The sequence below is a fragment of the Chryseobacterium gambrini genome (assembly GCF_900156825.1).
Classification (GTDB): domain Bacteria; phylum Bacteroidota; class Bacteroidia; order Flavobacteriales; family Weeksellaceae; genus Chryseobacterium; species Chryseobacterium gambrini.
Genome location: NZ_FTOV01000001.1, coordinates 538,779 through 554,656, shown reverse-complemented (window position 1 = coordinate 554,656; position 15,878 = coordinate 538,779). Strand labels below are relative to the sequence as shown.

Sequence of the window (15,878 nt, the reverse complement as noted above, 5' to 3'; positions counted from 1 at the left end):
TCGTTCAATTTTGGACGGGTTTTTATTTTCTTTGTCAAAAAATTCAAATGCCAATCGTAAGACGTTCAGAACAAAGCAGACTGTCGCTTCAGGATTTTTATAAAGAATTTCTTCCCAAACCGGAGGATGCATTTGGAAATGCAGGAATTCCTATGCTTAAAATTTTAGATTTTATGAATGATACTTTTAAAGATACCTTCATTTATGGTTTGACTTCACATGCACATTTGCTTTTATTCAGTAGTGATGAAGAGGATAAACACTATGTTGAAATTATAGGTTTTCAATCAGGATCTTACGAAGTATTCGCGGTGCAGTATTTCATTCCGGAACACAAAAGTCCGTGGAAAAATGCTGTTGTAAAAGGTGAAACGACACAATTTGAAGAGTTTAAAAAGATGATTGTCATTTCCATGATGGAATCTGGCGGTTGGAAAGATAATTTAGAACTGATAAATTTTCAGAAAATCATGTAAAATTTGTTTTAAAAAGCTGTTTTTATTTTGTATTAGATTTATTTCTCGCTGATTTTGCTGATAATGCAGATTTAATTTCAAAGTCTATTAAACAGATATTCAGTTAAAATCAATCGGAGAAGAATATGTTAAGAAAAATAATACTAAAAATTACAGACAATTAGATCTAAGCAGACTTTACCGGAATATCAAAAACAATTTGATTACTTACATTATTCATATTCTGTTTACTTTAGTTTTTGTAATTTTCAGCCCGCAAAATTCAGTAAAAAATAAAAAAACAGGGGACATTGATTCCGAAAAGATATGTTACGAACCAATCAGACATTTTTAGACTACCTTGAAGGACTGTACAGCAGTGAAGAACATAAAGGAAATATTGTTTTAGAATCTTTTGAAAAAAGCGATAAAATATTAATTCAAAATCAGATCTCCACAAAGATCATGCTCGTTAAAAGCGGCATTACCAAATGCTATTTCGTGGAAGAAAACGGAAAAGAATATATTGTGGAATTTATGGGAAAAGGAGAAATCATCGGTGAAATCGAAGTCATTAAAAATGTTCCCTGCATCTGCAGTATTGAAGCGATTACGGAAGTTACCGTTTATTCGATGTCGATTCCCTATTTTCAGGCATTGATCAAAAAAGATCTTACCCTCAATAATTTATTGTTGGATGTTTTTGCAGAGCGTATTTTCAATACTTCAAGCCGCGCCTCTTATCAGCAGCTTCACAAGACAGAACATACACTTTCTCAACTTTTGGAAGTGAAATCTCGAGAAATGGAAATTTCAAAAGAAGATATGGCAACCTATCTCGGAACTACTGTGGAAAGCCTGAACCGTGCTTTAGAAGAGCTTCAGGAGAATAATTCTGAAGAATAAATTCAACAGATTTAAACGCTTCTTTTATCTTTGCAGAAATATGCTGAAATCAATGGAAGAACTGAAATTCAGGAATGCTGAACTGAAAGATTTACCCAAAATTGTAGAAATTTACAACTCAACCATTCCTTCGAGAATGGTAACTGCCGATACAGAAAATATCTCTGTAGAAAGCAGAATCGAATGGTTTCATGACCACAATCCTGAAAAAAGACCACTCTGGATCATTGAAAATGAACAGAACGAAGTCTTAGGTTGGGTTAGTTTTTCATCATTCTACGGAAGACCGGCATACAACGGAACGGTGGAACTCAGCATTTACATGGACGAAAGCTCGCGCGGAAAAGGCTACGGAAAAAAAGTACTGCAATACTGCATTGATAACGCACCAAAATTTGAAGTAAAAACACTATTGGGATTCATCTTTTTACATAATGAACCCAGCCTGAAATTATTCCGACATTTTGGTTTTGAAGATTGGGGTGTTTTTCCGAATGTTGCCGTTTTGGACGGTGTTGAAAGAACTTTGGTGATTTTAGGAAAAAGGGTAGGGTAGTTTGTTCTTGTCAGGAGCAAAGCCATCTTAAAAAGTTTATTTTTTAGGAGCTTTTCCCCGCTTTCACTACTCGCTTTTTCAGGTTTCGGCGGCAGCTTCGCTGCCGCCGAAACCTGAAAAGAGCTCAGACATGCCGTTCAATCGGGGCTAGGATATTGAATATATACAATTTGGTTTCTCCACGATTTCAAAATTTTACCAATCTGAAGTAAATCTCTTTCGTTGTTTAAAATCTTGATTCCATTGTAAAGAGGATAATTATTAATTTCTAAAGAATATTTCTCAAAAATGGTATCATAATTTTTTGTTGTAGAAGTAAGATAATTTGCGAGAGCTAAAATTAAAATAATTTCTGATGAAAGGTTGTAAAACTGCTGAGGATTTTCATTCTCTTTACACAAGGAAGCAGCGCTTGAAGTAATATAAGTTTCAAAAGCCAGAATAGCCAATCTGTAAATAGTTTCACATTCATGTTTTTCATCCATTGTACCGTACCAATCAATACATAATTCAGAATTATAAAGATGTTTAATGCCATTATCTAAGCCTTCAAGAATATTTTCCAGTCTTGAAAAAGCAGGATCAAAAAATAATAAATGTCTTCTCAGGTCGCGGTTTGTCAATTCCATTTAACAAATTTAAATAAAAAAGCGATCCCAAAAGACCGCTTTCCTATTACAGATTCTGCTTAATTCTTTTTGCAGACATATTCAAAAACCGTTTGACCAGCATTACAGCGGAAACCGTTAATCCCAATCCTAAAGCGATCCACATTCCGAAAGCTCCCATTTTCATGGTTACGCAAAGGAAATATCCTAAAGGAATTGTGATTACCCAATACGCAATAAACGTGTAAATAGAAGGAATTTTTACATCCTGCAACCCTCTCAACATTCCCAAAGCTGTCACCTGAATTCCATCTGATAACTGGAACAACGCAGCAATTATCATTAATTTGGAAGCTAAAGCAATAACTTCAATCTCTTCTTTTTTGGTAAAGAATGTCGGAAGAATATTTCGTCCCAAAATGAAGACAATTCCGCAGATGCACATAAAAATAAACGCAATTTTCAGATTGTTGATTCCTACCTTTCTTAATTCAACAAAATTCTGTTCTCCCAGTTTTCTCCCGATCATCACCGTTGAAGCCACACTGAACCCAATACATAAATTAAAAGTAAAAGAAGCCATACTTAAGGCAATCTGATGAGAAGCAATATCGTGTGCCGAAATTAGCCCGCAGATAAAAGCGGCTCCGGCAAAAGCAGTCACTTCAAAGAACATCTGTAAAGCCGTCGGAAAACCGAGTCTGATCATCTTTTCAAACATTTTCTTTGAAAAAACTTCAACTTTTAACGAAAAATCTTTGATGTACTGTTTTGTTTTATTCTCATTCGAAAGCACAAAATACAGGAAAACCACCATAAAAATTCTGGCGATTAAACTTGCAAGGGCAGAACCTTTTACCCCCATTTCAGGAAAAATCCAAAGCCCTTTAATGAAAACATAATTTAAAACAATATTAATGACATTGGCAATAATGGTCGCTTTAGTAACTCCAATGGTGTAAGAAAGCCCTTCCGAAACTTCTCTCAGTGTCTGAAAAGCCATAAACGGAACAATACTGATTGCCATAATCGTTAAAAAATCAACCGTATCCGGAATGATCTTCTCCGGCTGTCCGGATTTGTAAAGCAGCGGCATTCCTAAAAGTAAAATTGCCATCAGCAAAATTCCCACCGTCATATTGATGATAAAGCCATGACTGAAAACAGAATTGATCGTCTTATGGTCATGTTTCGAATGCGCTTCCGAAACCAAAGGCGGAATGGCAAAAGAAAATCCCAAAGCCAATACAAACATCGAGAAAAACACAGCATTTCCCAATGAAACTGAAGCTAGAGCATCGGCTCCCAGAAGATTTCCTACAATAATATTATCAAAAAGATTCACCGAAACCTGCCCGACCTGCGTTAACATCACAGGAAGAGCCAGCGTGAGGCATTCTTTCGTATAGTTTTTATTTAAAAAGTTCATAATTGTTTACAATTCATATAGTTTTTATTCAAAAAAAATTGCAGTAACAAATGATACTGCAATTTTCATAATTTATTTAAAGTAATAATTACATTATTTCCTTACAAAACTTGCAACGTCTTCGGCAGAAACTGTGTTTCCTCCTAAAATAATCAATCTTTCCACAACGTTTCTCAATTCTCTGATATTTCCGGTCCATGAAAGCGCTTTTAAAGCATCAATCGCCTTATCGTCGAATTTTTTTACAGCAGTACCATGTTCATCAGCAATCATTCCGGAGAAATGCTCAACCAGTAATCTGATATCTTCTTTTCTTTCATCCAATGGCGGAACATAGATTTCAATAACAGAAAGTCTGTGGTAAAGATCTTCTCTGAATCTTCCCGCTTCAATTTCCTTCTGCATATTTTTGTTGGTTGCTGCAAGAACTCTTACATCCACCTTAATTTCCTTATCGCTTCCTACAGGCGAAACTTTGCTTTCCTGTAATGCTCTTAACACTTTTGCCTGAGCAATTAAGCTCATATCTCCGATCTCGTCAAGAAAAATCGTTCCTCCGTTTGCCTGCTCAAATTTTCCCTGCTTATCTTTAATAGCACCTGTAAAAGACCCTTTTACGTGACCGAATAATTCAGATTCAATCAATTCAGAAGGAATCGCAGCACAGTTTACCTCTATCATCGGGCCTCTTGCTCTGTCACTTTGGTTATGAATGGCATGAGCAACCAATTCTTTTCCGGCTCCGTTTGGTCCCGTGATCAAAACCCTTGCATCAGAAACAGCAACTTTTCCGATCATATCCTGAATTTTCTTCAAACCTGCGGATTCACCGATCATCTGGTATTTTTTGCTTACCTTTTTCTTTAGCGTTTTATTTTCTGTCTGAAGATTTTTATTTTCTTTTTTCAGCGTTTCTTTAGCTAAAGCGTTTTTAACGCTGGTAATCAGTCTGTTGATGTCGATTGGCTTGGAAATAAAATCATAAGCACCGTCTCTAAGGCATGAAACCGCAGAATCGATGTCTGCGTGTCCTGAAATCATGATGAAGGTAGATTCCGGTTTCAGCGCTAAACTTTGTTTTAAAAGTTCAGTTCCTGAAAGTTTTGGCATCTTGATATCAGAAATGATCAGTGCGAAATCTTCTTTTTCTACCTGTTTATAGCCTTCAAGCCCATCTTCGGCAATTACAAATTCATAGTCGGTTAGTTCGTCAGAAAGAATACTGTGGAGTACTCCTGAGATTGCTTTTTCGTCTTCTACAATAAGGATTTTTTGCATAGTTGCAAATTTAGATTTTTTTGATTGAATTATTAGCAAAAACTATACCTAATCGTTTAGTTGGAATATATCTTACAATTTAAAACATTGAAAACTATTATTTAATGTACCTAATTTAAAAGATATTTTCTTTTTTATTATTTGTTACTTATGTTTTGTAATTTATAATTCATCTTCTAACACTAAGCCCAAAAGTTCTTCAATTTTATTGTAAACTTCTTCTGGTTTTGATTGTAAATAATTTAGATCTCCATAGCTCTCAAGCATTTGCTCATTAAGCATATGATATTTCAAAATGTTATCAATGCTTGTGTATTTATTTTCAGAATGAATCTTGTTAATAAGATTTTCATAATGATTAGTACGCATTTCTTTAATGATATTAATGTCGAGAAAAGCCGTATGACGCAAAAAGATTGAAAAGCGCGCTGCCAAAAGATACTCCATATAAATCACAAAATCGGATACGTTGTTAGGATCATAATGAGCACTATAGTCATCTCCATGGTATAATAAACCCGAATCATCCTTATCATTCAGAACGATACAGGTATCATTGTAAAAATAATAAAAGTCCAGATAAGTAAAATGACCACCTTTGTTTCTTATTTCCTGTCCGAAACGTGAATCTGTCGGATCACCGTAAATATTTACATCATTATAAGAAACTAAAGAATTTAAAGGAAGTAAAGATAGGAAGCCTTCTGCCTGTAATAATTCATCTTTAGCAACAGTCAATTTCTCTTTTGGTGCAGATGTAAGTATTTCATTAGTGGTTAATGATGATTCCAGAATATGAGAATCCCAGGAAATGTGTAGCCCGTTAGTCATTCTGTAAAACGCTTTCATGTATTCATCAAATTCAAATGATGAAGGTGGGATTGTTCCATAATCTTCCGCATTTAATTTTAGAAGCTCTATGATTTGCGATTCTATTTTTACAATCTCCTCATCGGATACACCTGTAAATTGAAAATAATTAAGATGATTGATTAATGAATGCTCTTTTAATTCTTCAATAATTTTTTCTAAACGTTGGAAATAAGATTCTGCCCATTTTTGTGCTTTGCTCATATCTTTTTGCTTGTTTTGAACTGTATTGTGTAAAGTTTATTTTGACGATTTTTCAGGAAAACTTTTGTTTCTCCAGCGCTTACCGTCACCAAGTCTGTAAATAGCGGTACGTGAAAATTTCAATGGATATTCCGGCAACTTCAGTTCGGTATCTCCCCAAGACGATTGCGGTACACTAGGGAGAAGCCAGAAAAATTCTGTAAGCTCTTTACAGGTGGACTGAAAAATATCCAGATATACAGATCTGTGAGTATTAATTCCCAAATAGAAAATAAAAGCTTTTAAACAGTTCAGATTAGGAATTGTAAAATCTGTTTTTTCAAAAAGTACATCATATACTTTAAGATTAGCAAATTTTATACTTAATTTACTGAACCAGCCATCAGGATTTGTCTTTGCTTCTTCCAGAATTCCTTTTTTTACAATATCCGCAGCGTAGGAATAAATTTTTAACAGATCTTCTTCTGTTTCGGCAGCTTGAGCTTCTTTTTTGAACTGATCAATATCCAGATAATTCATCACAAGACTTCCGATGAAGTTAACAACAAGCTGGCATTCTTCCTCCTGAAAATAAGAGAACGAGATGAAGTTTTTATCAAAATCTTTTCCGTTAAGCAGGTTAAATTCTTTACGGGTAAGCCCAGCTTTAACAAAAGCGTCGAGTCCCGCATCATTTCCAACGCGAGATCTAATAAATTTAAGATATCTTTTTTCAACATTGGCTTTAAGAACTGGATTTGTATTGATTACCTCAAGAGCTTTTGCAATTTTTGCATCACTCCAGGATTCCAGAAATTCGTATACTTTTTCAGTTTCCGATGCTTCGAGCGATAAATCTTCAACAGGTGCGTATAATGAAGTCAATCCCGAGATTTCAGGAACTGTAAGGATCTCAATAGCATGTTCTGAAGCCGAAGTGTAGATTACTTCCAGTTTTTGATCCAACCTATGATAAAGACAGTCCACGTATTTTTCAACTTCAGCAAAATCAGATTCTCTGATTCCACCGTCTGCATCATGAATTTTTGTGAAAATGTCTAAGTTCAGTCTGTCAGAATTTTTACTTGGAATAATCTTTATTACACTTTCTTCTCTTCTGCCTGAACCCGACTCAATGTCACTGAAAAGTGCAAGTTTCATGAGTTCAATAAGCAGTTTTGCGTCAACAGTTTTATTAGTAAAGCCCTTTTCTTTAGATAAGGTGAAAAAAGTTATTTTGTCATACTCAGAATTTCGATTAAAGTCATAAAGTACTTCTAAAATATTAAAATCGGTTCCTTCAAGATTTTCTCTGTTGTTTTTCCAATGAATAACTTTCGGTACATTATCATCTCTTCGTCCTTCCGTAACTTTATAAAATGATTGTCTGGACCTGTAAGTCTGATAACTATAATATTCTGTTTCTGGTTCGAGTTGGTCTTTTATAATTTCAAAAATTCTCTCGAGTTTTTCTTTTTTTTCGTCTGTCATGGTTTAGTTTATTATTTAAATAGGACTATTTTAAAATAGTTCCTCTACAGTATATGGGCTTTAAAATATTTATTGAGAATAATCTCTTCTCCCGAAAATCGCCGATCCCACTCTTACGGAATTGGCACCGCATTCAATAGCAATCGGAAAATCATCACTCATTCCCATTGAGAGGGTTTCTAGTTTTTTCAGTTGATTTAATTCATCAAAAAGATTTTTCAGGTTTAAAAATTCCTTCTTTACCTGATCTTTATCGTCCGTGAAAGTTGCCATTCCCATCAATCCGGTAATTTCAATATTCTGAAATTCTCCGCTGAGATACTGTTCAAACAAATCTTTGGCTTCATCGGTTTCCAGTCCGAATTTACTTTCTTCCTCCGCAATTTTCACCTGAAGCAACACTTTGATGGTTCGGTTGTGCTTTGCTGCTTCTTTGTTGATCTCACAGATCAGCTTTTCAGAATCAACACTTTGGATCGTATCCACAAATTCAGCGATATATTTTACTTTATTCGTCTGAAGATGCCCAATCAGATGCCATTGAATATCTTTGGGAAGGAGCGGATATTTTTCTGATACTTCCTGAACTTTATTTTCACCAAAAACTCTCTGTCCAAGATCATAAACTTCCTGAATCGCAGAAACAGGATGTGTTTTTGAAACAGCAACCAACTGTACATCAGAAGGAAGCTGGCTTTTAATATGATTGTAATTTTCCTGAATACTCATAATGCAAATTTCCGAATTTTAAAGACGAAAAGCTAATGAATATTGAAATTTTTAGACGTGAAATTCTTTTAGTCTAAAACAGAATGTCTGTCATTCTGATGAAGGAAGAATCTAAGTTTTATTGTTAAAGATTCTTCACTCCACTTCGTTTCGATCAGAATGACAGACATACAATATATTAAATTTCAATATTATCCGATAAAACATATAAACAAATTTATGAGCTCAATGTTTATTGCACAAATCGACAGTTCGCTCCTCTGGAGCTTTTTTTGATGGCGTCTTTTTTTCTACTAACAGTAAATCTTGATGGGATTAAATGCAGCTCCATTAGGAGCAACCTGTTCATAGAAAATAGTTATTCTTAGAATGGAAGCTCCGGAGGAGCGACCTTATAATTGTGTTTCAATGTTTATCGGACAAGGATGATTAAATTTAATTCAAAACCTCATTAATTTTAGGATATTCCGAGATTTTTCTGAAAACAAAACGGTTGCTTTTCTGAAGTTTTTCAATAAAAAGATCGAGTTCATTTATGGAATCTGCATCGGTTAAATACTGGTCATGCGTAAGAAAAACCAGATGTCTTGAAGTTTTTTCAAGGTCATTAAAGAAAATACTGTCCACTTTTTTCAGCATTTCTTCATGTTTTCCCTTTAATGCCATTTTATTGGTCGGTTTCCACTCAAGATCCCAACCGATTACTTTGTAACCTGCCTGTTTTAGCTTATCTGCGGCTTCCGTTGAACTTTTAAGGTCGGTTACGGTAATGTTATTCAGTCTCCAGATATTTCTTCCGGGAGTTCTCGCAATTTTATCATACAGTTTAAGGCTGTCTTTTGCTGCATTAAAATCTTCAACAACACCTGTGGGATTTTTGTAAAAATCGGTGTACTTGTTGTGCGCGTGCGTGAAACTGTGATTCGCAAGTTCTATTAAATGATCTTTTCTTAACAGTTCCAGATCTTCCTGCTGCTTTTTGCTTCCGTAAGCGTGTTTGCCTACAAGAAATGCGGTGGCGCAGATGTTTCTTTTGTGTAAAATTTTCAGAAGATTTTCGGTTCCGCGATTCGGACCGTCATCAAAGGTCAGATAAATTACTCTTTTATCTGAAGGAACATTTTCATCATCAAGTTTGGGGACAATTTTTGCGACGGGATGGTCTTTCGGAATCAGTTTTTCAGATTCTTTTTTATCTTTTTTTTGATTACAGTTGTTGAATAAGATTGAAGTTGCACTCACCAATGCAAGCATCCCAAGAAAAGTCTTGTTTTTAGACTTTTCCGCAAAAGTTTTTGTCATAAAATTTAATGGAATTTTGTTGTTAAAAATTGTTAATTTTTCCAAATTATTCTTAACAAAAATTACGCCAAATTTCACTTAATTTTGACTTTTTAAGCTTATTTTAATAAAATATTTTTACTCAAGAATTTTCTTTAAATACAGTGAATTTTTAATGGCAGCATTTCCCCACGTATTATTGAAAAAGATAAATGATTTATGTTGTAAATTTTTAATCTTTTTGGCTAGATTTTCAAGGAATTCATTGCTGTATTCAGATTTGTAAAGCACAGGTTTTCCGTGAAGCCGATAATATAAAACTTCAGAATCGTTGATAATGACATCTTCCGGTAGATTTCCGGGAAAACTGACACCGGAAAAAATGACCTTATTTTCTGCCAAAATTTTAAATACCGCTTCATTCCACCACGATTCGTGACGGAATTCAATGACATTTAAATGATTATGATCAATATTGTTAAGGATTAAATCAATATTTTCCTGAGTATTTTTAAAAGATGGAGGAAACTGATACAGAAATCCGGAAAGTTTTTCCTTCAAATGAGATTCAATATGATGACAGAATTCCGCAATTTCTTCTTTGCATTCTCTCAGTCGCTTTTCATGGGAAATGGTTTTCGGAATTTTAATGAAAAATTTAAAATCATCGGACGTTTCATCATACCATTTCAACAACGTTTTTGCAGTAGGTTTTCTGTAAAAAGTAGAATTGATTTCCACGCAGTTAAATTCCGCTGAATACAACGTAAGAAAATCGTTACTTTTCGCGTCTTCAGGATACAATGATCCTTTCCAGTCATTATTGTAGAATCCCGAACAGCCGATGTATAAATTTTCTTTTTTCATATTGTTACTTTTTGCTTTCGCAGATTTGGGAGATAATTGTACTGTTATTATTTACGTTTATTAATAAGCCTGTTTTAAACAAATTCAGAATTAACCGCAAAAGTTGCAAAAGACATTCATACAGCGATTATCAGAATTTTTAAAGTTCTCAAAACAATAAAAATCAAAGATTTTTAAAAGCTATTGTGAACTTTTTTGTTGATAATCAGTGATTTTAGTCTCCAAATCTGCGAGAAAAATTTACTCAATTTCCAGATCCACCGAATTCAGTCGCAAAGAATTTAAAATGACAGAAAGAGAACTAAAACTCATCGCCGCTGCTGCAATCATCGGAGATAACAGGATTCCAAAAAACGGATACAATAATCCTGCCGCAACGGGAACTCCCAAAATATTGTATATAAAAGCAAAGAACAGATTTTCCTTAATATTTTTCAGTAATTTTTCACTTAATAGTCTGGCTTTTGCAACGCCTAAAATATCTCCTTTCAGCAAAGTAATTTCTGCACTTTCTATGGCAACATCGGTTCCTGTTCCCATCGCAATTCCGATATTTGCCTGAGCTAGAGCGGGAGAGTCGTTGATTCCGTCGCCGGTCATCGCGACAATTTTCCCTTGTTTCTGAAGTTTTTTTACTTCATTTAATTTATCTTCAGGAAGACAGTTTGCTTTAAAATGTCTGATTCCCAATTCCTCTGCAACGGCTTTTGCAGTGTTTTGATTGTCTCCGGTCATCATGATGACGTCAATTCCTTCATTTAATAATTGCTGAACTGCTTTTTTAGAACTTTCTTTAATTTTATCGGTAAAACTGATGAATCCTAAAACTTCGTTTTCCTGAGCGACATAAGAAATGGTATGTGCTTTCGCCTGGATTTCTTCTGCCTTTTGTTTTATATTTTGAGGAACTGAAATCTGATGTGAGGTTAAAAGACCTTTGTTTCCAAGGAAAACCATTTTCCCGTTAATATTTCCTTTGATTCCTTTTCCGGAAATATTTTCAAATTGTTCTACTTTTTCAGGAGTTATACTTTCAGCTTTTGCCTTTTTAATCACTGCATTTGAAAGCGGATGTTCCGAATTCTGATTTAATGAATAGGCTAATTTTAAAATGAATTTTTCGTCTTTATCAACTGTTTCAATATGTTCTACAGAAGGCTTTCCTTCCGTTAAAGTTCCTGTTTTATCGGTAATCAGCACATTTACCTTATTCATCTGTTCAAGAGCTTCTGCATTTTTAATCAGAATTCCGTTTTTTGCACCTTTCCCGATTCCTACCATCAGAGACATTGGCGTTGCCAAACCTAAAGCGCAAGGACAGGCCACAATTAAAACAGCGACCGCATTGACAAAAGCAAACAGGGGTTTCTGACCTTCCGGACCGAAAATCTGCCACAGAATAAAGGTTAAAACGGCAATCAATATAACAGCAGGAACAAATATTTTAGAAACTTTATCTGTAAGTTTCTGAATCGGGGCTTTGCTTCGGCTTGCTTCATTTACCATCCTGATAATTTGGGAAAGCAGGGTTTCGTCGCCGACTTTTTCCGCTTTCATAATGAAAAACTGATTTCCGTTGATGGTTCCGGAAGAAACTTTATCATCAACGTTTTTCTCAACGGGAATCGGCTCTCCTGTAATCATACTTTCGTCGACTACAGAACTTCCTTCCGTTATTTTTCCGTCCACCGGAATTTTCTCCCCCGGTTTTACTTTTAATAAATCGCCGATTTTAATCTGTGAAAGCAGTACTTTTTTCTCTTCTCCGTTAACGATAAGATTGGCTTCATCGGGTGATAAATTCATCAGTTCACGGATAGCATTTCCTGTTTTTTTGTGCGCCGCAGCTTCCATTAGCTGTCCCAAAATAACCAGCGTTAAAATAACACAGACCGCTTCAAAATATAAAGGAATTTCATGATGGCTGCCACGAATTTCATGCGGAATTATATCAGGAAAAATTAGGGCGACAATACTGAAAATAAATGCGGCTGCAACTCCCAGAACAATCAGGCTGAACATATTTAAGTTCCCTGTTTTGAAAGAAACAAATCCTCTTTTCATTAAAAACCATCCTGAATACAATATGACAGGAAGCGTTAAAATCAATTCAATAATTCCCTGAATTTGATGAGAAAAAGGAAAATCAAAAAACATTCCGCCCATCGAAAGAATGAAAACGGGAACCGTAAAAGCCAGTGAAATGATGAATTTCTTTTTTAATATATTGTAGGTTTCATCTTCTTCCTCTTTTTTGTCGGGCATTCTTACGAGGTCCATTCCGCAGATCGGGCAGTCTCCCGGTTCGTCACGAATGATTTCAGGATGCATCGGACAGGTGTATTTTGCCGCTTTTTTCTCAGGATATTTTACGAGATCCATTCCGCAAACGGGACACCCGACATTGCTGTCGTAGACTTTATCGCCTTCGCAATACATCGGACAATAGTATTTTCCAGCCATTGCATCGGTTACTTTCGGTGCTTCTTGATGATGGGTGTGATCGTGAGAATGTTGATGCGAATTTGAAGTGGAATTTTTAACTAAATCTTCTGTAATTTCTTCCAGATGCATATTGCAAATAGGGCAATCTCCTTTTTCGGGATAAATTTTATCACTTTCGCAGAACATCGGGCAATAATATTCTCCGATATTATCTTTGAAATTTTCAGGCAAATTTGTTTGGGAATAAGCAGATTTAAAATTCGGATCTTTTGCGTGCTTTTCCTCAATAGGAACCAGATACATATTGCAGACAGGACATCTTTTGCCCTGCTGAAAATAAACTTTTTCTCCTTCGCATTCCATTGGGCAATAGTAAACCGAAGACGGAGAAACTCTGTCCTGTGGTTTAATGAACGTTTTTTCAGGATTGTCCGGATCTTCCAGTTTGTAGTTGCCGATTTCTTCGAGTACTTTATTTAAAGTATTGATTTCAAATTCTTTGTCGGAGATAATGGTTGCCGTATTGTTTTCGAGATGAATATCAGCTTTTATGTTTTCTAAACTGTTCAGCTTTTCAGAAATCTTTTTCTGACATCCGGAACAGGTCATTCCGAGAATTTTATATTGCTTTTCCATGATCCTTCTGATTTATGGTACAAATTTCCAAAAAGCAATCGGAAGCCTGTTATAAATTTAAGGATAATGTTTACAGAATTCTGTTTTATGAGTGGGAGGGTTTTTGTGTTTTAGGGTATTGGAGTTTTAGGGTAAGAGTGTTTTTTTTAATTTCTCTTGTAGATTTGGCAGATTGATTACGCAGTTTCTTTTTTTATTTAAATACAAGAGGAATTTACACAAACATCTGCTTAATCCGACAAATCTGCGCGATTTTAAACCCAAAAAGCTCTCAAACTCTAAATATTCTCCAACCAATTAAATTTGGTCCAGCGGTTTTCTGTTGTGAATTTTCAGTTTTTTAAATTCAGTAGGAGTGAAGCCGGTGCTGTTTCGGAACTGGGAAGATAAATGCTGAACACTTTTATAGCCGAGTTTTCCCGCGATTTCTGTTAAAGTAAATTCATTATATAAAAGAAGTTCTTTTACTTTTTCAATTTTTTGAAGAATGAAAAACTGTTCAAGCGTGATGTTTTCGTTCTGAGAGAAGGTTTTTGAAAGAGAACTGTACTCTTTATGCAGTTTGTGGGTTAAAAATTCAGACAAAAGAAAACTTTCAGCGATATCCAGTTCGCTGATTTTTACAATAATTAAATTTTTAATTTTCTCAATTAACTGATGGGCAGAGTCTTTTATTCTTTCAAAGCCTGTTTTTAGGAGAAGATTTTCCAGTTTTTCCATATCATGAACTGAAATATCCTGCTGGGTTTCCACTTCTCCGAGAGTGATTGATGTTAAGGGAATGCCTGCTTCAGCAAATATAGCTTCCACAGCAGAAATGCATCTGCCGCAGACCATATTTTTTATGAAAATTTTCATAAGGAGCTTTGGTTGTTCAATCTGTCTTTCACAAATTCCACTTTCGTTTTTCCGTGAGGAGCAGGATTTCCGTTTTCGTCGAGATTTACCATAACAATTCTGTCGACGGTGATGATGGTTTGATGGGTCATTTTGTTTCGCACTTCACATCTTAAAGTAAGAGAAGTTGAGCCGAACGCCGAAACTTCGATCCCGATTTCAATGATATCACCCTGTTTTGCGGAGCTTACGAAATTGATTTCTGAGATAAATTTGGTGACTACTTTTTTATTTTCAAGCTGAATAACTGCATACAACGCAGCTTCTTCATCGATCCACTGCAACAGCCTTCCTCCGAAAAGAGACTGATTGGGATTAAGGTCTTCCGGTTTTACCCATTTTCTTGTGTGATAGTTCATATCTGAAATTTTACTGTACAAATTTAGCTTTTATAACCGGCTTTGTCAAAAGATTTAGATTCAGTAATCCGAAAAGAAATATTTATATTCTCAATTATTTCTTTTGGAGCGTATGGTTTTTACTTTTGAGATTCATGTTTTGGATTTAAATTTATCCAAAGTAGGAGGTCACGGTGTTCCGTTATTTTGTAGATGTCACTCTTTTTAATGATTATTCATAAATATTTCATGATAAATTAATACTTTTTAACGAAATAATATTTTGATTGAAAAATTTATTGAAATAATTTCAAAAAAAGCTTTGATATGAAATTAATAATCGTATCTTGCACCTGTATTATATCTGGAATCAATATTTGTTCATTCTTTATGTTGTTTTTCTTTTATAAACCAAATCATTTTTAACTTATTTTAATTTTATTAATCAAGATGAACATTTTTGTTTCAAACATCAACTACGCAACTAAAGATTATGAGTTGCAGGATTTATTTTCAGAATTTGGAGAAGTTTCTTCTGTAAAAATCATTACAGATAAAGAAACTGGTCGTTCTAGAGGTTTCGGATTTGTCGAAATGGAGGACGCAGAAGGACAACAGGCTATTGAAGCTCTTAACCAGAAAGAATTCAACGGAAAAGAACTTAACGTTTCGGAAGCTAAACCAAGAGAAGAAAAGCCAAGAAGAACTTTCAGCAACAATGGTGGAGGTAACAGAGGTGGCGGTTACGGAGGTAACAACAGAGGTGGCGGTGGCTACGGTGGCGGTAACAGAAGCGGTGGCGGTGGCTACGGTGGAGGAGATCGCGGCGGAAACGGCGGTGGAAAACGTTGGTAAAAAATATAAGCGGTTCTTTTGGAACCGCTTTTTTTATGATCTTTTTTAAAGGAA

15 protein-coding genes are annotated in these 15,878 nt (G+C 35.0%); 4 read left to right on the top strand and 11 right to left on the bottom strand.

Features of this window, described 5'->3' with window-relative positions; translation table 11 throughout:
• Positions 1-47: 47 nt before the first annotated feature.
• The 3 genes from BW951_RS02610 to BW951_RS02600 all read left to right on the top strand — a co-directional run bounded on the left by BW951_RS02610 (position 48) and on the right by BW951_RS02600 (position 1,917).
• Positions 48-476 carry a hypothetical protein gene (locus BW951_RS02610; protein WP_076390357.1) on the top strand — a complete coding sequence of 143 codons (429 nt, stop codon included), beginning with the start codon at positions 48-50 and terminating at the stop codon, positions 474-476.
• 306 nt (positions 477-782) lie between these two features.
• Complete coding sequence (locus BW951_RS02605) at positions 783-1,361, top strand: Crp/Fnr family transcriptional regulator (protein WP_076390356.1); 579 nt, start codon at positions 783-785, stop codon at positions 1,359-1,361.
• Between the two features lie 52 nt (positions 1,362-1,413).
• Positions 1,414-1,917, top strand: a complete 504-nt coding sequence (locus BW951_RS02600; RefSeq protein WP_084196352.1) for a GNAT family N-acetyltransferase — start codon at positions 1,414-1,416, stop codon at positions 1,915-1,917.
• Between the two features lie 137 nt (positions 1,918-2,054).
• Here BW951_RS02600 and BW951_RS02595 read toward each other — a convergent pair whose 3' ends face one another.
• The 11 genes from BW951_RS02595 to BW951_RS02545 all read right to left on the bottom strand — a co-directional run bounded on the left by BW951_RS02595 (position 2,055) and on the right by BW951_RS02545 (position 14,990).
• Positions 2,055-2,546: a hypothetical protein gene (locus BW951_RS02595; protein ID WP_076390355.1), complete on the bottom strand. Its 492-nt coding sequence runs from the start codon at positions 2,544-2,546 to the stop codon at positions 2,055-2,057.
• Between the two features lie 46 nt (positions 2,547-2,592).
• A complete protein-coding gene (locus BW951_RS02590; protein WP_076390354.1) occupies positions 2,593-3,954 on the bottom strand; it encodes an MATE family efflux transporter in 1,362 nt (453 codons plus the stop codon).
• Between the two features lie 93 nt (positions 3,955-4,047).
• Complete coding sequence (locus BW951_RS02585) at positions 4,048-5,232, bottom strand: sigma-54-dependent transcriptional regulator (RefSeq protein ID WP_076390353.1); 1,185 nt, start codon at positions 5,230-5,232, stop codon at positions 4,048-4,050.
• A gap of 162 nt (positions 5,233-5,394) precedes the next feature.
• Positions 5,395-6,306 carry a hypothetical protein gene (locus BW951_RS02580; RefSeq protein WP_076390352.1) on the bottom strand — a complete coding sequence of 304 codons (912 nt, stop codon included), beginning with the start codon at positions 6,304-6,306 and terminating at the stop codon, positions 5,395-5,397.
• Positions 6,307-6,342: 36 nt separating this feature from the next.
• A complete protein-coding gene (locus BW951_RS02575) occupies positions 6,343-7,776 on the bottom strand; it encodes a hypothetical protein (RefSeq protein WP_076390351.1) in 1,434 nt (477 codons plus the stop codon).
• Positions 7,777-7,845: 69 nt separating this feature from the next.
• Positions 7,846-8,505 (bottom strand): YggS family pyridoxal phosphate-dependent enzyme, encoded by a 660-nt coding sequence (locus tag BW951_RS02570; protein ID WP_076390350.1) that lies wholly within the window; start codon positions 8,503-8,505, stop codon positions 7,846-7,848.
• Between the two features lie 435 nt (positions 8,506-8,940).
• Positions 8,941-9,807, bottom strand: a complete 867-nt coding sequence (locus tag BW951_RS02565) for a polysaccharide deacetylase family protein (RefSeq protein WP_076390555.1) — start codon at positions 9,805-9,807, stop codon at positions 8,941-8,943.
• A gap of 117 nt (positions 9,808-9,924) precedes the next feature.
• Positions 9,925-10,653: a DUF72 domain-containing protein gene (locus BW951_RS02560; RefSeq protein WP_076390349.1), complete on the bottom strand. Its 729-nt coding sequence runs from the start codon at positions 10,651-10,653 to the stop codon at positions 9,925-9,927.
• A 240-nt stretch (positions 10,654-10,893) separates the two neighbouring features.
• Complete coding sequence (locus BW951_RS02555; protein ID WP_076390348.1) at positions 10,894-13,734, bottom strand: heavy metal translocating P-type ATPase; 2,841 nt, start codon at positions 13,732-13,734, stop codon at positions 10,894-10,896.
• 297 nt (positions 13,735-14,031) lie between these two features.
• Entirely contained in the window at positions 14,032-14,592 is a 561-nt protein-coding gene (locus BW951_RS02550; RefSeq protein ID WP_076390347.1) for a helix-turn-helix domain-containing protein, read from the bottom strand.
• A complete protein-coding gene (locus tag BW951_RS02545; protein ID WP_076390346.1) occupies positions 14,589-14,990 on the bottom strand; it encodes an acyl-CoA thioesterase in 402 nt (133 codons plus the stop codon). The genes BW951_RS02550 and BW951_RS02545 overlap by 4 nt, the downstream gene beginning before the upstream one ends.
• 429 nt (positions 14,991-15,419) lie before the next feature.
• On the opposite strand from BW951_RS02545, the gene BW951_RS02540 reads away from it, so the two are divergent.
• Complete coding sequence (locus tag BW951_RS02540; protein ID WP_076390345.1) at positions 15,420-15,824, top strand: RNA recognition motif domain-containing protein; 405 nt, start codon at positions 15,420-15,422, stop codon at positions 15,822-15,824.
• The last annotated feature ends 54 nt before the right edge of the window (positions 15,825-15,878 follow it).